The following is a 16,518-nucleotide window of genomic DNA, read 5'->3' as shown; positions in this document are numbered from 1 at the left end:
GCCCCGTCCGCTGCCCGGACGACGCGCGGTCCGGACCCGGTCCCGCACTAGCGTCCCCCGTGTGCGCACGCGGTGGGTCGGCTACGTGATCCGCGTCGTCCTCGCCGCGGCCCTGACCGCGGGCGCCGTGACGGTCCACCTGTCGCAGCGGGAGGCCGCCGCCGCTCACGCGCGCGAGGTCGAGGCGCTGCTGCTCGACCGGGCGCCCGAGCGCACCGACGCCGTCGTCATGACGGCTGAGCGCAGCACGAGCACGGCACTGCGGGGCACCCGGTTGCGCGAGACGACCGCCGTCACGGGCGTCGTTCGCACGCAGGACGGCCGTGACCTCGAGTTCCGGCACACCCTGCCGCACGCCGCCGCGCCGTCCTTCGACGAGCTCCGCGACGTGCGTGTCGTGACCTCCTCCGACGCGCCGGGGCTCTGGCTGCTGACCGACGTCGGCGGCGCCGTGACGAACGCGTCGGACGTGGCGAGCGAGGGTTCCGGGGCAGCGCCTCTCTGGCTCGGCGTCGCCGGGTTGGGCGGCGTGCTCCTGCTCGGCGCGCTCCGGGCGGTGCCGCGGCCGCGCAAGGCCGTGCGAGCCGACGCCGGGCCCACGAGCGGCGGCGCGTCCTCGGACCGTGCCGCCGGGCGGCGAGCCGTCGGTGAGGCCGGGCGCGCGGCGGACTGACGGCGGTGGTCCGTCGGCGCGTCGCGGGGCACCCTGGTGGCATGCGCATCGAGGCGGTCCCGGGCGACATCACGACGCAGCGTGTGGACGCGGTGGTCAACGCCGCGAACTCGTCCCTGCTGGGGGGCGGGGGCGTGGACGGTGCGATCCACGCGGCTGCGGGCCCCGCATTGCTGGCCGAGTGTCGGGCCCTGCGTCGCGACGTGCTCCCTGGCGGTCTGCCGGCGGGCGAGGCGGTCGCGACCGGTGCAGGGGAGCTGGCGGCCACCTGGGTCATCCACACGGTCGGACCCAACCGCCACGCGGGGCAGGCCGATCCGGCCGTGCTCGCGTCGTGCTTCACCCGTTCGCTCGACGTCGCGGCGCACGTGGGCGCCAGGAGCGTGGCCTTCCCCGCGGTGAGCGCGGGGGCCTACGGCTGGGACGTCGGTGAGGTGGCCGACGTCGCCGTCGGCGCCGTGCACGAGTGGCGCGACGGTCGCGGGACGGGTCTGGACCTCGTCCGGTTCGTGCTCGTGGGTGCGGCGGCCCTGCGTGCGTTCGAGGAGGTCCTCGCCCGCGGGGACTGACGGCCACTGGCGCTCGGGTGCGCCCGAGACGACCCGTCCGCGTCTCTTGCTCCTGTGCGATTGTATGTAGTACACATACTACATCGTGACGAAGGGTGACTGTCAGGCGAGCGAGCGTCTGACGGTGGGTGCGGAGGTGGGAGCGGCATGGCTGAGACGGTCATCGCGGTGCGGGACCTCCGCATGCGTTACGGGTCCCGCGACGTGCTCGACGGGGTCGACCTCGAGGTGCGCCGCGGAGAGGTGATCACCCTGCTCGGACCCAACGGGGCGGGCAAGACGACGACGATCGAGATCCTCGAGGGGTTTCGTGAGCGGTCGGGTGGTGACGTGCGCGTGCTCGGTGAGGACCCTGCGCGGGCCTCCGAGGAGTGGCGGGCCGGGATCGGGATCGTGCTGCAGTCCTGGCGTGACCACCGGCGGTGGCGCGTACGCGAGCTGCTGGCCCACCTCGGCGAGTACTACGCGCCGTACGGCACGGCCGAGCGACCGCGCCCGCGGGACGTCGACGAGCTGATCGACCGCGTGGGCCTCACGGACTCGGCCGACCAGATGCTGATGCGGCTCTCGGGCGGGCAGCGCCGGCGCCTCGACGTGGCGATCGGCATCGTGGGGCGTCCCGAGCTGCTGTTCCTCGACGAGCCGACCGCGGGCTTCGACCCCGAGGCGCGGCGCGACTTCCACGACCTCGTGCACGGCCTCGTCGACCTCGAGGACACGACCGTCGTGCTGACCACCCACGACCTCGCGGAGGCGGAGAAGCTCGCGGATCGCATCCTCGTGCTGGCCGGCGGCCGGATCGTGGCCGACGGGTCGGCCGATGCGCTCACGCGTCAGGTGCGGGCGCGCGCGGAGGTGCGGTGGAGCCGCGACGGGCAGCGGTTCGTCCACGCCGCCGACGACGCCACGGCGTTCGTCCGCAGCCTGTTCGTCCAGCACGGTGACGAGATCGCCGACCTCGAGGTGCGCCGCGCCTCGCTCGAGGACACGTACATGCAGCTGGTCCACCAGCACGAGACCGGGTCATCACCAGACCCGGGCTCGGGGTTCGCGAGACCCGCGGACGTGGCCGGCACGGGCGGGGAGGCGACGAGATGAGCACGACGACCGAGGCGCAGTCGCACGACGACCGGGGACGGGGCCTCCACGCCGTCAAGGTGGGTGCGCGGCGCGGGCTCCGGGAGTTCCGCATCAGCCTGCGCAACCCCGAGGACATCTCGTTCTACGTCTTCTGGGGTGTCGGCATCGTCGTCTACCTCTTCCTCAACCGCCGTGAGGTCATCGAACCCGTGGGGCTGACGGTGCCGCAGTTCGCCCTCGCGGGGATCCTCGCGACGATGGTGGTGTTCGGTGGCGTGGTGGGCCCGGCCTTCGCCCTGGTCACCGAGAAGGAGGACGGCACCCTGCTGCGCGCGAAGGCGGCGCCGCACGGCATCCGCGGCTACGTCACGGGCCAGGTGGTGCTGCAGAGCCTCGGCATGCTGCCGATGCTGGTGATCGTCGTGATCCCGACGGCGTTCTTCGCCGACCGCCTCATGCACCGTGGCGCGGTCGGGTGGTTCGGCGTCGCCGCGCTGCTCCTCCTCGGGCTCGCCGCCGCGCTGCCGCTCGGCATCGTCATGGGTGCGGTCGCCCGCAAGCCGTCGCAGGTGACGACGTGGGGCCTGCTACCGGTGTTCGGGCTCAGCGCGATCTCGGGCGTGTTCTTCCCGATCTCGGCGATGTGGGGCTGGGTGCAGGGCGTCGCCCAGGTCTTCCCGATCTACTGGCTCGGGCACGGGCTGCGCTGGGCCTTCCTGCCCGACGACGCCGCGGTGGTCGAGGTGGGCGGCGAGTGGCGGCTGCTCGAGGCGATCGGCGTGCTCGGCGCGTGGGGCGCCCTGGGCATGCTCCTCGCGCCGCGCGTGCTCCGTAGGATGGCGCGCCGGGAGTCGGGCTCGGCCGTCGAGGCCCGCAGGCAGGAACGGATGCAGCGACTTGGCTGAGCGTGCGAGTGCTGGCGGCGAGGTCGTCCACAACCGCATCGCGATGCTGCGCGCCGAACGGCGCATCTCGCGACGTGACCTCGCCGAGGCCCTCGACGTCCACTACCAGACCGTCGGCTACCTCGAGCGCGGTGAGTACAGCCCGAGCCTCCACCTCGCCCTCCGCATCGCCGAGTACTTCGAGGTCCCCCTCGAGGTCGTCTTCTCGCTACGCGAGTTCCCCCGCCTCGGCACCTGACGACCTCGCTATGCCACGGGGGACGCTATGCCACGGGGAGCGTCGGCTGGATCGCCGCGCGCGTGGACTGCGCGACGGCTCGCCGTGGCGTTCGACGGGCAGGGGTGTCCGGTGGGCGCCCGCGGTCACCCGGATGCGAAGGGCTGGGTCCAGGTGCGCCCAGGCGACCCGTCGCCGGCGGGCGTCCGGCGGGCGCCGGGGCGCCTGGCGCACCGGTGCCGAGGGCGACGCGCCGCCAGGTCCCGGCCGTCGCAGTGGCGTCGCAGCAGCTCGCGGTTCCGATGGTGGAGACCCGTCAGGTGGTGACGGTTCCGGCTGTGGCACCTCCTCGGACCCCCGCGCACTCGCATTCGACCGCTCGCCGGCCCTCGTGCCGTCCCGGATCGGGGTGCCGTCATGGCGCGTGAGCCGCCATGCACCGTGCTCCCAGGCGATGTGAAGGCCCCGCCGGTGCACGAGGTCGTGGTGGTACCAGCAGAGCAGGATCCCGTTGGCGACCGAGGTGTCCCCGTGGTCCCGTGCCCACTGCCGGACGTGGTGGATCTCGCCCAGGTGCGGCGGCGCACCGCAGCCGGGATAGCGGCAGCTCCTGTCACGCGCCACGACGGCCCGGCGCAGGTGGCCCGTGAAGGTGCGGTGCGCGCGACCGACGTCGAGCACCTGGCCCTCCGGGCCGAAGACGACCCGCGCGACGTCGGAGTCGCACACGAGACGCGCGAGGACCGACGGCGGCAGCGGTTCCCCCGAGTCGAGCGTCGCCGGCGGCAGCGGGGGCGATACGGCCGCGCCGTGCGTACCTGCACCGCCGTCGTCGGCGACTCCCGCCCGCTCGCAGAGGCGCTCGAAGGTGGGGTAGTCCACGTGCACCATGACCTGCGGCCGCACCTGCGCCCCTGCTCCGGCGAGCCCGCGCGTCAGCGTGAGGCGCGCGAGATCCGTCAGGGCGGCGGCGTCGCGCTGGGCGTGCGTGCGCTCGTCGTCGGCCGCGGGCACACCCGTGACGGCGCGGAGCGCGGTGAGGAGGGTCGCGCTGCTCTCGTGCGTCAGGAAGCCCGTCAGGGCCATGCCGTGGTCACGCGGGCTGAACGTGAGGTGCTCGGCCGCCACCGCGCGCTCGTGCTCGCGCTCGGCCTCCTGGGCGTCCACGGCGGCGGCCCACCTGCGCGCCTCGCGGCGGAAGCGGTCGACGCCCGTGGACCTCGCACGCTCGAGGAGCGCCGCCTCGTTGAGTCGAGGGTCGTCGCCGCGCAGTGCGGCCAGACGCCGTCCGCTGGTGGGCGCGACCTGCGCGAGCACCTCGGCGTGCTCGAGGGAGACGGTGCCGGCCAGGAGCGCCTCTCGCGTCGCGGGCAACGCGTCGTCGAGCGCCTTCCCCAGGGCCGTCGAGCGACGCGCGGCCGCGAGCGACGAGCCCTCCTGGCGCGCGACCCACTCGGGGAACGTCCGGGCCGATCCCGAGGCCGCCCACCGCCCGTCCTCCTCGACCCGCGCGAGCAGCCTCGCCATGACCGTGCCCAGCAGGTCCGTCACGGTGCGCAGCCGGGCATGGAGCGCGGCTGCCGTGGCGCCGTCGACGGCGGCGGAGGACGCGTGCGCGAGTGCACGCGCGCGGCTGTCGAGCTCGGTCACGAGGGTGCACGGCTCGTCACTCATCGCCTGCCTCCCGTCCCCCTCCCGTCCCTCCGCAGATCTCCGCCGGTCGAACAAGTGTACGAACGGCCACCGACATCCCGGATGCTGACGGGCGGCCCACGGCTCATGTCTGGAGTGACATCAGGCACGAACGGTCGTGCTATTTTCTCGGCGTGAGCAAAGGTCGGCAGACGCGCGACGCGATCCTCCAGCAGGGGATCGCACTCGCCTACAAGGTGGGGCTCGAGGGCCTGACGATCGGCGCGCTCGCGACCGAGGTCGAGATGTCCAAGAGCGGGATGTTCGCGCACTTCGGCTCGAAGCAGGCCCTGCAGCTCGCGGTGCTCGACGCCGCGGCCGAGGACTTCGCCGCGGCCGTCGTGCGACCGGCCCTCGCGGCCCCGCGGGGTGAGGCCCGCGTGCGCGCACTCGTCGACCGCTGGTTGCACTGCGGGCTCACGCGCCGGCCGGGCGGTTGCCTGTTCGTCAAGGCGAGCGTCGAGCTCGACGAGCAGCCGGGCCCTGTGCGCGACCGCCTGGTCGAGCTGCACGAGGAGCTCGATGACTCCCTCGCCCGTGTCTTCGCCGGCGCCGTCGCCGCGGGGGAGCTGCGCCCCGACGCCGACCCGCGCCAGCTTGCGGCCGACCTCTACGGCGCCATGCTCGGCTTCTACCACCGGCACCGCCTGCTCGCCGATGCCGAGGCCGAGCAGCGCCTGCGCCGTACCGTCGACGCCCTGCTCGACTCCGTCCGGGTCGACGACGACGCCTCGACCGCCCCACGAGGACCGCACGTCCCGGGGGCCGACGTCCGGGCCGACGACGGCGCCTCGAGGGCCGCGCGCGGAGGTGTCCCGGCCGTCCGTCTCGCCGAGGCCCGCGACGACCGAGCCGTGCCGGCCACCACCGAGCACCCGACCCGAGAGGCCCCATGAGCACCGACGCACCCACGCTCCGCCGTCGTCTGCGACGCACCCGCCGACGCGCGGTCGCCGCTCTCCAGCTGCTCACCCTGCGCACCCGGCTCCGCGTGCTCGCCGCCCTCGCCCCCGAGGCCGCCGATCGCCTGGCGCTGGACGTCTGGTGCCGGGTGCCGGTCGGCGCGGCGCGGCGGATGGACCTGCGTCCCGGCCCGGGCGAGGTGGCCCGCCTCGAGGTGCCACGCGGCGGCAGCGCGGTGACGGAGACGTGGGGGAGCGGCCCCGTGGTCTACCTGCTCCACGGCTGGGGTGGCTGGCGCGGCCAGCTCGGCGCGTTCGTCGAACCTCTCGTCGCGGCCGGCCACCGGGTCGTCGCGATCGACGTACCGAGCCACGGGGACGCCGACGCGGGCACGCTCGGACGCGGTCGCGGGACCGTGATGGAGTTCATGGAGGCCCTCGAGGTGGCGGTCGACCACCACGGTCCGGCCGTCGGCGTCGTCGCGCACTCGATGGGCACCATGGCGGCGGCACGCGCGGTCGCGGACGGCCTCGCCGTCGGGCGGCTCGTGCTCGTCGCGCCGAGCCACGCGTTCGCCGAGGTGCTCGACGACTTCTCGCGGTTGCTGCGACCGACCCCTCGGGTGCGCGAGCACCTGGTGGCGACCCTCGAGGCCTACACGGGGCGCTCGCTCGGCGACTTCGACCTCGAGTCGCTCGGGGACGCGGTCGCGGCACGCACCCTCGTGCTCCACGACCGCGGCGACCGTCAGACGCCGCACCGCGTGGGTGACGCCGTCGCGAGGACCTGGCCCGACGCCGTGCTGAGGAGCACCGACGGCCTCGGCCACCACCGCATCCTCGCCGACCAGGACGTCGTCCGCGCCGTCGTGGCGCATCTCGAGGGCGCGCGCACCAGCTGAGCCCACCGCTGGGCGCGCGTCCTGCGCGGAACCCCGAGCGCGACGCTCAGATGCCCGCGAGCGCGTCCCGCAGGCCCGGTTCCGGTGAGCCCGGGTGGACGGGGGCGCGCCCGACGACGGCGTCCCACGCGGCCTTGGCCGAGGCCGGCACCTCGCGTACGCGGTAGACGACGGCCTTGACCGGCTCGACGCTCGCCGCCGAGACGCCCAGACCGACGGTGTCGATCCCCGCGGCTCGGCAGGAGAAGACCGCACGGCGCAGGTGGTAGTCCTGGGTCAGCACGACGGCACGCCGCGCCCCGAAGACGTCGTGCGCGCGGACACAGGTGTCGTGGGTGTCGAGCCCGGCGTGGTCGCGCACGATCTGCTCGGCCGGCACCCCCAGGTCGACGAGCCAGTCGCGCATCGCCGTCGGCTCGTCGTAGTCCGCGGACGAGTGGTCACCGCTCACCAGCACCGCCCTGACGGTGCCGCGCGCATAGAGGTCGGCGGCCGCGTCCAGGCGCCTGCGCAGGAAGGTCGACGGGCTGCCGTCGGGCCTGAGGCCCGCGCCGAGCACGATCGCGACGTCCGTCCGCTCGACCGCTCCGGCACCCGGGACGACACCCGCCTGGCCGACGCCCTGCACCAGCAGGACGGGTGCCGCGAGCACGGCAAGCACGAGGAGCGCCGTCCGTCGGCCTGGTCGGCGGCGCCGACGGCGGTCCGGCGGGCCCGCCGCGGTCCCAGGCTCGCCGCGCGCGGGGGCGTGCTCCTGCGTCACACCGTGAGCGTAGGGCTCAGGACCTCCCCGCGGGCGTCGTTCGCACCGGGCGCGCACGAGGGGCCGTGCCGGCCCGATCACGCCTGCGGCGAACACGGGCAGCCTCGTGCCCACCCCGCGGTTAGCCTTGCAGGACGACGCCGAGGACCGACGGGGACGTCCCCCACGGGGCACACCGTCCGCAAGGAGCGCACATGTTCGAGAGATTCACCGACCGGGCCCGCCGGGTGGTCGTCCTCGCCCAGGAAGAGGCGCGGATGCTCAACCACAACTACATCGGGACCGAGCACATCCTGCTCGGCCTGATCCACGAGGGCGAGGGCGTCGCGGCCAAGGCGCTCGAGTCGCTCGGCATCTCCCTGGATGCCGTGCGCTCGCAGGTCCAGGAGATCATCGGCGAGGGCCAGCAGGCCCCGTCGGGCCACATCCCGTTCACGCCGCGTGCCAAGAAGGTGCTCGAGCTCTCGCTGCGCGAGGCGCTGCAGCTCGGTCACAACTACATCGGCACCGAGCACATCCTGCTCGGCCTCATCCGTGAGGGTGAGGGCGTCGCCGCCCAGGTGCTCAACAAGCTGGGCGCTGACCTCAACCGCGTGCGTCAGCAGGTCATCCAGCTGCTCTCGGGGTACCAGGGCAAGGAGCCCGTCGCGGCCGGCGGCCCGCAGGAGGGCCAGCCCTCGGGCTCGGCCGTGCTCGACCAGTTCGGGCGCAACCTCACGCAGGCGGCCCGCGAGGGCAAGCTCGACCCGGTGATCGGGCGCGAGAAGGAGATCGAGCGGGTCATGCAGGTGCTGTCCCGCCGCACCAAGAACAACCCCGTGCTGATCGGCGAGCCCGGCGTCGGCAAGACGGCCGTGGTCGAGGGCCTCGCGCAGGACATCGTGCGCGGCGACGTCCCCGAGACGCTCAAGGACAAGCAGCTCTACACGCTGGACCTGGGCGCCCTCGTGGCCGGCTCGCGCTACCGCGGTGACTTCGAGGAGCGCCTCAAGAAGGTGCTCAAGGAGATCCGCACGCGCGGCGACATCATCCTGTTCATCGACGAGATCCACACGCTCGTCGGTGCGGGTGCGGCCGAGGGCGCGATCGACGCGGCGAGCATCCTCAAGCCGATGCTCGCGCGCGGCGAGCTGCAGACCATCGGCGCGACCACGCTCGAGGAGTACCGCAAGCACGTCGAGAAGGACGCGGCGCTCGAGCGGCGCTTCCAGCCGATCCAGGTCGCCGAGCCGAACCTCCAGCACGCGATCGAGATCCTCAAGGGACTGCGCGACAGGTACGAGGCGCACCACCGCGTCTCGATCACCGACGGCGCCCTCGTGGCCGCCGCGCAGCTCGCGGACCGCTACGTCAACGACAGGTTCCTGCCCGACAAGGCGATCGACCTGATCGACGAGGCAGGTGCGCGCCTGCGCATCCGCCGCATGACCGCGCCGCCCGAGTTGCGCGACCTCGACGAGAAGATCGCCGAGGCGCGTCGCGACAAGGAGTCCGCGATCGACGAGCAGGACTTCGAGAAGGCCGCGAGCCTGCGCGACGTCGAGAAGCAGCTGGGCCTGCAGCGGGCCGAGAAGGAGAAGGCCTGGAAGTCGGGCGACCTGGACACGGTCGCCGAGGTCGACGAGGAGCTGATCGCCGAGGTGCTGGCCCTGGCCACGGGCATCCCGGTGTTCAAGCTCACCGAGGAGGAGTCGAGCCGGCTGCTGCACATGGAGGACGAGCTGCACAAGCGCGTCGTCGGGCAGCAGGACGCGATCAAGGCGCTCTCGCAGGCGATCCGTCGCACGCGGGCCGGACTCAAGGACCCGAAGCGTCCCGGTGGTTCGTTCATCTTCGCGGGGCCCACGGGCGTCGGGAAGACCGAGCTCGCCAAGGCGCTCGCCGAGTTCCTCTTCGGCGACGAGGACGCGCTGATCCAGCTCGACATGTCCGAGTTCTCGGAGAAGCACACCGTCTCGCGCCTGTTCGGCTCGCCCCCCGGGTACGTCGGCTACGACGAGGGCGGTCAGCTCACCGAGAAGGTGCGCCGTCGGCCGTTCTCGGTGGTCCTCTTCGACGAGGTCGAGAAGGCCCACGCGGACATCTTCAACTCGCTGCTGCAGATCCTCGAGGACGGTCGCCTGACCGACTCGCAGGGCCGCGTGGTCGACTTCAAGAACACCGTGATCATCATGACCACCAACCTCGGCACACGGGACATCGCCAAGGGCGTCCAGACCGGCTTCCAGGCCGGCGGCGACCTGTCGACGTCCTACGAGCGGATGAAGGCCAAGGTCAACGACGAGCTCAAGCAGCACTTCCGCCCCGAGTTCCTCAACCGCGTCGACGACGTGGTCGTGTTCCCGCAGCTCACGCAGGACGAGATCATCAAGATCGTCGACCTGATGATCGCGCGGCTCGAGGCACGGCTGAAGGACAAGGACATGGGCATCGAGCTCACGCCCGCGGCCAAGGAGCTGCTCGCCGAGAAGGGGTACGACCCGGTGCTCGGGGCGCGCCCGCTGCGCCGCGCGATCCAGCGCGAGATCGAGGACTCGCTCTCGGAGAAGATCCTCTTCGGCGAGCTGCGGCCCGGTCAGACGGTGATCGTCGACGCCCAGGGCGAGGGCCTGCTGGGGGAGTTCATCTTCCGGGGCATCGGCAAGGAGGGCTCGCCCGAGTCCGCCGAGCCGGTGGGCGTCGCGGTCTCGTCGATGCCGCCCCTCACCACGGGTGAGGACACCGGCACCGAGGGCTGAGACACCGGCCGAGCACCGAGGCCACGGCCCTCACGCAGCACGACGGCAGGGCCCGGGAGCGCGTCTCCCGGGCCCTGCTGCATGCCACCCAGGGGGCACGTCGTCGCGCGGGGCGGGCGCGACGCCGCCCGTGGTCCGCATGCGCTCGGGGGCGTGGGTGCGAGGATGAGGCCCATGCCTGGTCGACGTCGACTGCCCCGCGCCCGTCCCCGTGACCTGGGCGTCGACGCCCGCGCGATCGGCCGCTTCCTCGACGCCGTCGAGCAGGACGGTCCCGAGCTGCACAGCCTCATGGTGCTGCGCGAAGGGACGGTCGTGGCCGAGGGGTGGTGGGACCCGTACCGGCCGGACGAGCTCCACGACATGTTCTCGGTCACCAAGGCGTTCGCCGCGACGGCGTTCGGCCTGGCACGCGACGAGGGTCTGCTGGACCTCGACGACCTGGTGCTGGACCACCTGGGCGACCTCGCGCCCGCGCAGCCCGACGAACGTCTGCGGCGGATGCGCCTGCGGCACCTGCTCACGATGACCTCCGGTCACCCCGAGGGCGTCCACGCGGGGCTGTTCGAGCTCGCCGACTGGGACCGCGGCGCGATGGCCCTGCCGGTCGCGAACGAGCCCGGGACGTCGTTCGCGTACTCGTCGGCATGCACGTACCTGCTGGGCCTCGCCGTCCAGCGCGCGACGGGTGAGCGGATGCTCGACTACCTGCGCCCGCGGCTGCTCGAGCCGCTGGGGATGACCGGGCTCACGTGGGACACCTCGCCGTCGGGTCACGACAACGGCGGCTTCGGGCTGCGCGCGACCACCGAGGACCTCGCGTGCCTGGGCCAGCTCTACCTGGACGCCGGCCGGTGGGACGGTGCGCAGGTGCTCCCCGAGGAGTGGGTGCACGAGGCGCTCGCCCAGCAGGTGCCGTCCCACATCGACGGCGTGGACTGGGCCCAGGGCTACGGCTTCGGCTTCTGGCGCTGCCGGCACGGAGCGGTGCGTGCGGACGGCGCGTTCGGGCAGTTCTCGGTCCTCCTGCCCGACCAGCGCGGCGTCGTCGCGATCACCTCGGGGACGGCCGACCTCCAGGGGGTGCTCGACCTGGTCTGGGAGCACCTGCTGCCGGCGTTCGGTCCCCCCGACGGCGCGCCTCCCGCCGGTGTGCGCGTGCCCGCCGTGAGCTCGCCTTCGGCCGGTGAGCGCGAGCCCGCCGTGAGCTCGCCTTCCGCGGACGAGATGCTCGCGGCGCGCCTCGGGGCCCTGCGCCTCGCGCCGCCGCAGGCGGGTCCGCGCGCGCCGGAACGCGTTCCCGACCTCTCGACCGCCGTGCTCGAGCTCGACGAGCCTGCGGCGGGCGTGGCGCAGGTGCGGGTGACCCAGGACGCGGACGGCGTGGTGACGGCGCTCGAGCTCCGCACGCGGGCCGGGACGCGCAGCCTCGCCGTCGGGCACGGGACGTGGGCCGCCGGGACGCTCCCGTGGGTGGACGGCGAGGAGCACCCCGTCGCGCTGGCGGGCGCCTGGACGGCGGACGGCGTGCACGAGACGCACGTGCGCTGGGTGCGCACGCCGTCGTGCCTCGTGCTGCGGACGACGGTGCCCACCGGCGCGGGCGCCACCGGGGACGACGGTGTACGGGTCGAGCCCGGCTTCACGGTCCGGTTCCACGGCCCCGCGGAGCTGCCCACGGTCACCGGCCGCGCGGTCCCCGCAGGGTGAGCGAACCCGCGGTGAGCGGCGCACGCGGGTGAAGGTGGTGCACATCACCCACTGACCTGCGCCATGAGCGGACGGCCCGCGCGTCTCATCCGGTGTGAGCCCCCACTCCGGCGCGCGCACCCCCGACGCCGCCGTCCCCTCGAGCGCGCCCGCGCACCGTGACGAGGTCGTGCCCGACGTGCACCGCGACGACGTCGCGCCCGACGTGCACCGCGACGACGTCGCGCCCGACGTGCACCGTGACGACGTCGCGCCCGACGTGCACCGCGACGACGTCGTGCCGCGCGTCCCGGTGCCGCGCGTCCCGATCCAGCGTGTCCCGACCCAGCGCGGTCCGGCCCAGGGCGGCGCACCCGACGCGACCTCGCGGCGGCCCTACGTGCCGGTCTGGGTCAAGTTCCTGCTGGCGGTCGCGTTCACCGGTGCCTGGGTGGGCGCGTCGGTCTGGGTCTCGGCGGCCTGGGTCGACGAGCTCGTGCCCGTCGTCGGGCCGGTGCTGACCTGGGTGGTCGTGGTGCTCGTGGCGTACCTGCCGGGCGGGATCGTCGCGTTCATGGCCGCATCCCTCGTCCTCGACAGGCAACCGGCGCTCAGCGTCGCGAACCCCGTCACCGGGGTCACCGTGATCGTCGCGGCGCGCGACGAGGAGCGCGGGATCGCCGGGACGCTGATCAACCTCGCGCGCACGGACTACGCGGGTGAGGTGCGCGTGATCCTCGCGGACAACGGGTCCACCGACGGCACGGTGCGCGTCGCGCGCGAGACGGCCGAGACGCTCGGTCTGGACCTGCTCGTCGTGCGTGAGTCGCGTCCGGGCAAGTCGAACGCGCTCAACACCGCGCTCGCGTACGTGCGCACGCCCTACGTCGTCACCGTGGACGCCGACACCCTGCTGCACCGCGAGGCGCTGCGCCGGCTGGTGTCGCGCCTCGAGTCGGCCCCGCAGGACACGGTGGCCGTCGCGGGCACCGTGCTCGTGCGCAACTCGCGCGCCAACCTGCTGACGCGGATGCAGGAGTGGGACTACTACCTGGGCATCGCGGCGGTGAAGCGCATGCAGGGCCTGTACCAGGCGACGCTCGTGGCCCAGGGCGCGTTCTCGGTCTACCTGACCGACGAGGTGCGACGGATCGGCGGCTGGCCGGACGCGATCGGTGAGGACATCGTCGTGACGTGGCGCCTCATGGAGGAGGGCCGGCGGGTCTACTTCGAGCCGACCGCGGTCGCGTTCACGGACGCCCCCGAGCAGGTGAGGCACTTCATGCGTCAGCGTGCCCGCTGGGCGCGCGGCATGTTCGAGGGCCTGCGCGCGGTGCCGCCGTGGCGGCAGCGCCGCGTGCTCACCCGGTTCATCGCGGGGATCGACCTGCTGATCCCGTTGCTCGACATCGGGTACGCGCTGATCTGGCTCCCCGGGCTGGTGCTCTTCGCGCTCGGGTTCCCGTGGATCGTCTCGGTCTGGACCCTCGTCGTGCTCCCGGTGACGCTGCTGGTGTACGGCGGGCTGCGCCGGTTCCAGTCGCGCTACGTGTTCGGCCCGCTCGACCTGCGCGTGCGGCGCAACCGGTTCGGGTACCTCGCGTTCCTGCTCGGCTACCAGGTGCTGTGCTCGACGGCGTCCCTCGCGGGATACGCCCAGCACCTCGCGGGGACGCGTCGCCGCTGGAAGTGAGCCCGGGGCGACGCGGTGCGACGACGCCCCGGCCGTCACGACCCGGGCCGACGACGGCGCGGCGCCTCAGGTGGTGCGGCCGGAGCCGTGCAGCGCGGCGTCCAGGCCGGCCTTGAGGCTCCCCGACTCGGCGAGGTGCTGGGCCATGACCTGCTCGGCGAGCTCGCCGTCGCCCGCCTCGAGCGCCGCGATGAGACGCGTGTGCTCGCGAGCGCTCTTGCCGCGGTCGACGCCCGTGGTGCGCACGTACGCGGCGAGGTAGAACGTGCTGATCTGCCGCAGGTTCAGCAGGATCGCGCCGAGCCGGGGGGAGTCCGCCGCGTCGATCACCGTCAGGTGGAATCGGCGGTTGAGCTCGAGCCAGGTGTTGTCGTCGGCCGACTCCATCTCGGCCTCGAGGCGACGCAGCTCGTCGAGCCGGGCGGGCGTGATGCGGCCGGCTGCCCGGCGCGCGGCCATGGGCTCGAGGACGAGCCGCAGCTCGTTGATCTCGATGGCGTCGTCGACGTCGATGGGGCGCACCGTGGCGGCGCGGTGCGGGTCCGCGCTGATGAGGCCCTCGTTGACGAGGTCGCGCATCGCCTCGCGCACCGGGGTGACGCTCGTGCCGAGGTGCTCGGCGATCTCGGTCTGCACCAGGCGTGACCCGGGTGGGTACTCGCCCGTGAAGATCGCGTCCCGCAGACGGGCTCGCACCCACTCGTGGGCGGTGCGCAGCGGGGCGGCCCCGTCGCTCTCGAACTCCACCGGCTCGCTCCTGGTCCCCCGGCCGCGCGTGCGGCACCGACGATGGCTCGTGCTGCGCGGTCATCGTCCCACGTGCCACTCGACCGCCGTTACACGCTGTTCACGGCAGCCGAACGGACGGGAAACAGCCGACCCGTAGACATGCTCTATAGATTATAGAACTCACCCCGGAGGAGCATGCCGTGGTCACCACCCCACCCCGCCCAGGGGCCTCAGGGCTCGCCGAACGCTCCAGCGCCCAGCTCACGATCGACGGCGTGCACCGCACCTTCCCGAGCCCCGACGGCGGCACCGTGCAGGCGCTCGTCGACGCCAACCTGAGCGTGCGGCCGGGGGAGTTCATCGCCCTCATCGGCCCGAGCGGCTGCGGCAAGAGCACGCTCTTCAACCTCATCGCGGGCCTCGACACGCCCACCAGCGGGCGGATCCGTATCGACGGCGTGGACCGCTCGGGCCAGCAGGGACTGGTCGGGTACATGCTGCAGAAGGACCTGCTGCTGCCGTGGCGCACCATCCTCGAGAACGTCGTCCTCGGCCTCGAGATCAGCGGCGTCCGCAAGCGCGCCGCCCACGCGATCGCGCGTCCGCTGCTGACCACCTACGGGCTCGGCGGCTTCGAGAACCGCTACCCGCACCAGCTCTCGGGCGGCATGCGCCAGCGCGCCGCGCTGCTGCGCACCATCCTGTTCAACCGCGACATCATCCTGCTCGACGAGCCGTTCGGTGCGCTCGACGCCCAGACCCGCGAGCAGATGCAGGAGTGGCTGCTCGACCTCTGGGACGACTTCCAGAAGACGGTCCTGTTCGTCACGCACGACATCGACGAGGCGATCTACCTCTCCGACCGCGTGTTCGTCATGTCGGCGCGGCCCGGCCGCATCGTCGCCGAGTTCGAGGTGGGTCTCGACCGGCCGCGCAAGCCGTCGGTCGTCACGAGCCCCGAGTTCGTGCGGCTCAAGGCCGAGGCCCGGGAGCTCCTCAACGGGGCGCACGCGAGTGCCGCTCCTCTCGCGGAGGTGGCCTGATGACCGCGCTCGCCCCGCCCCCGGTGCGCAACCGCCGGCCCGAGACGTCCGCCGACAGCCTCGAGGAGCTCGCGACCCTGCGGGCCACGACCAGCCCGACCGTGCGCCGTCGGCGCGAGCGCGGCGAACCCAGCGCCTGGACCGTGTGGGCCCTGCGCCTCGGCGTCGTCGTCCTCGGGCTCGGCCTGTGGGAGGCGGGCGTGCGCGCCGGGTTCGTCGACCCCTTCTTCTGGAGCCAGCCGAGCCGCATCTGGGACACCGCGACCATCGCGTTCGCCAACGGCGACATCCTCTCCAACGCCCGGTTCACGTTCACCTCGACGGTGCTCGGCTTCGTGATCGGCGTCGTGGGCGGCGTGACGGTGGGGCTGTCGTTCTGGTGGTCGCGGCGCTACGCGCTCACCGCCGAGCCGCTGTTTATCGCGTTCGAGGCGATGCCCAAGCTCGCGCTCGCTCCGATCGTGGTGCTCGTGCTCGGCCTCGGGATGGGGTCCAAGGTCGCCATGGCGACCGCGCTCGTGATCGTCATCCAGGTGCTGAACACGTTCTCCGCGGTCAAGGCGGTGGACAAGGACCTGACGACGCTCATGTACTCGCTGGGCGCCTCGCGCTGGCAGGTCTTCACCAAGGTCGTGGTGCCGTCGACGCTCCCGTGGATCGCCTCGAGCCTGCGGGTCGCGATCGGCCTCGCGCTCACCGGGGCGATCGTCGGTGAGTACATCGGCTCGACGGCCGGGCTCGGTCGGATGATCCAGTACGCGGGATCGACCTACGACATCGCGCTGATCTGGGTGGGCGTCTTCACGCTCGCGATCCTGTCGATGCTGCTCTACGTCGTCGTCTCGTGGTTCGAGCGTCGCCTGCTCAAGGGCATCACGCACCAGGCCTGACGTCCGACGACGTCCCCGTCCCCGCACCGCCGT

15 protein-coding genes are annotated in these 16,518 nt (G+C 73.2%); 12 read left to right on the top strand and 3 right to left on the bottom strand.

The window, feature by feature from the left end; all coding sequences use genetic code 11:
* The first annotated feature begins 61 nt into the window (after window positions 1-61).
* The 5 genes from GXB85_RS10000 (at window position 62) to GXB85_RS09980 (ending at window position 3,465) form a co-directional block, all read left to right on the top strand.
* Window positions 62-673 carry a hypothetical protein gene (locus GXB85_RS10000; RefSeq protein WP_161917501.1) on the top strand — a complete coding sequence of 204 codons (612 nt, stop codon included), beginning with the start codon at window positions 62-64 and terminating at the stop codon, window positions 671-673.
* A gap of 41 nt (window positions 674-714) precedes the next feature.
* On the top strand, window positions 715-1,242 hold the full coding sequence (locus GXB85_RS09995) for an O-acetyl-ADP-ribose deacetylase (protein WP_161917500.1): 528 nt from the start codon (window positions 715-717) through the stop codon (window positions 1,240-1,242).
* A 147-nt stretch (window positions 1,243-1,389) separates the two neighbouring features.
* A complete protein-coding gene (locus tag GXB85_RS09990) occupies window positions 1,390-2,340 on the top strand; it encodes an ABC transporter ATP-binding protein (RefSeq protein ID WP_202627797.1) in 951 nt (316 codons plus the stop codon).
* Entirely contained in the window at window positions 2,337-3,227 is an 891-nt protein-coding gene (locus GXB85_RS09985; RefSeq protein WP_161917499.1) for an ABC transporter permease, read from the top strand. Before GXB85_RS09990 ends, GXB85_RS09985 begins: the two co-directional genes overlap by 4 nt.
* Entirely contained in the window at window positions 3,220-3,465 is a 246-nt protein-coding gene (locus GXB85_RS09980) for a helix-turn-helix transcriptional regulator (RefSeq protein WP_237728143.1), read from the top strand. Before GXB85_RS09985 ends, GXB85_RS09980 begins: the two co-directional genes overlap by 8 nt.
* Here the strand turns inward: GXB85_RS09980 and GXB85_RS09975 are convergent.
* Complete coding sequence (locus GXB85_RS09975; RefSeq protein WP_161917498.1) at window positions 3,436-5,118, bottom strand: HNH endonuclease signature motif containing protein; 1,683 nt, start codon at window positions 5,116-5,118, stop codon at window positions 3,436-3,438. The genes GXB85_RS09980 and GXB85_RS09975 overlap by 30 nt on opposite strands.
* A 152-nt stretch (window positions 5,119-5,270) precedes the next feature.
* Here GXB85_RS09975 and GXB85_RS09970 point away from each other — a divergent pair, with 152 nt between their 5' ends.
* Window positions 5,271-6,032, top strand: coding sequence for a TetR/AcrR family transcriptional regulator (locus tag GXB85_RS09970; protein WP_161917497.1), 762 nt, complete (start codon window positions 5,271-5,273; stop codon window positions 6,030-6,032).
* Window positions 6,029-6,940 carry an alpha/beta fold hydrolase gene (locus GXB85_RS09965; protein ID WP_161917496.1) on the top strand — a complete coding sequence of 304 codons (912 nt, stop codon included), beginning with the start codon at window positions 6,029-6,031 and terminating at the stop codon, window positions 6,938-6,940. The genes GXB85_RS09970 and GXB85_RS09965 overlap by 4 nt, the downstream gene beginning before the upstream one ends.
* 46 nt (window positions 6,941-6,986) lie before the next feature.
* Here GXB85_RS09965 and GXB85_RS09960 read toward each other — a convergent pair whose 3' ends face one another.
* A complete protein-coding gene (locus GXB85_RS09960; protein ID WP_161917495.1) occupies window positions 6,987-7,703 on the bottom strand; it encodes an ElyC/SanA/YdcF family protein in 717 nt (238 codons plus the stop codon).
* Window positions 7,704-7,897: 194 nt separating this feature from the next.
* Between GXB85_RS09960 and GXB85_RS09955 the strand changes: the two genes are divergently transcribed.
* The 3 genes from GXB85_RS09955 to GXB85_RS09945 all read left to right on the top strand — a co-directional run bounded on the left by GXB85_RS09955 (window position 7,898) and on the right by GXB85_RS09945 (window position 13,823).
* Window positions 7,898-10,441, top strand: a complete 2,544-nt coding sequence (locus tag GXB85_RS09955; RefSeq protein ID WP_161917494.1) for an ATP-dependent Clp protease ATP-binding subunit — start codon at window positions 7,898-7,900, stop codon at window positions 10,439-10,441.
* 174 nt (window positions 10,442-10,615) lie between these two features.
* The gene (locus tag GXB85_RS09950) at window positions 10,616-12,151 is read left to right on the top strand and encodes a serine hydrolase (RefSeq protein WP_161917493.1); all 1,536 of its coding nucleotides are present in this window, start codon (window positions 10,616-10,618) and stop codon (window positions 12,149-12,151) included.
* 94 nt (window positions 12,152-12,245) lie between these two features.
* Entirely contained in the window at window positions 12,246-13,823 is a 1,578-nt protein-coding gene (locus GXB85_RS09945; RefSeq protein WP_202627796.1) for a glycosyltransferase family 2 protein, read from the top strand.
* Between the two features lie 66 nt (window positions 13,824-13,889).
* Here the strand turns inward: GXB85_RS09945 and GXB85_RS09940 are convergent, their stop codons facing one another.
* Window positions 13,890-14,570, bottom strand: coding sequence for a GntR family transcriptional regulator (locus GXB85_RS09940; RefSeq protein WP_161917492.1), 681 nt, complete (start codon window positions 14,568-14,570; stop codon window positions 13,890-13,892).
* Between the two features lie 182 nt (window positions 14,571-14,752).
* On the opposite strand from GXB85_RS09940, the gene GXB85_RS09935 reads away from it, so the two are divergent.
* Both GXB85_RS09935 and GXB85_RS09930 read left to right on the top strand, forming a co-directional pair.
* Entirely contained in the window at window positions 14,753-15,595 is an 843-nt protein-coding gene (locus tag GXB85_RS09935) for an ABC transporter ATP-binding protein (RefSeq protein WP_161917491.1), read from the top strand.
* On the top strand, window positions 15,595-16,485 hold the full coding sequence (locus GXB85_RS09930; RefSeq protein ID WP_161917490.1) for an ABC transporter permease: 891 nt from the start codon (window positions 15,595-15,597) through the stop codon (window positions 16,483-16,485). Before GXB85_RS09935 ends, GXB85_RS09930 begins: the two co-directional genes overlap by 1 nt.
* Window positions 16,486-16,518 lie beyond the last annotated feature (33 nt).

It is taken from the genome of Cellulomonas sp. APG4 (assembly GCF_009996735.1).
Classification (GTDB): Bacteria; Actinomycetota; Actinomycetes; order Actinomycetales; family Cellulomonadaceae; genus Actinotalea.
Note: the sequence above shows the minus strand (reverse complement) of the source record. Positions and strands in the feature narration are given on the sequence as shown.

Coding starts and splice junctions, on each gene's coding strand:
- GXB85_RS09995 (WP_161917500.1), top strand. CDS start 715: ATGCGCATCGAGGCGGTCCCGGGCGACATCACGACGCAGCGTGTGGAC.
- GXB85_RS09990 (WP_202627797.1), top strand. CDS start 1,390: ATGGCTGAGACGGTCATCGCGGTGCGGGACCTCCGCATGCGTTACGGG.
- GXB85_RS09985 (WP_161917499.1), top strand. CDS start 2,337: ATGAGCACGACGACCGAGGCGCAGTCGCACGACGACCGGGGACGGGGC.
- GXB85_RS09975 (WP_161917498.1), bottom strand. CDS start 5,118: ATGAGTGACGAGCCGTGCACCCTCGTGACCGAGCTCGACAGCCGCGCG.
- GXB85_RS09965 (WP_161917496.1), top strand. CDS start 6,029: ATGAGCACCGACGCACCCACGCTCCGCCGTCGTCTGCGACGCACCCGC.
- GXB85_RS09955 (WP_161917494.1), top strand. CDS start 7,898: ATGTTCGAGAGATTCACCGACCGGGCCCGCCGGGTGGTCGTCCTCGCC.
- GXB85_RS09950 (WP_161917493.1), top strand. CDS start 10,616: ATGCCTGGTCGACGTCGACTGCCCCGCGCCCGTCCCCGTGACCTGGGC.
- GXB85_RS09930 (WP_161917490.1), top strand. CDS start 15,595: ATGACCGCGCTCGCCCCGCCCCCGGTGCGCAACCGCCGGCCCGAGACG.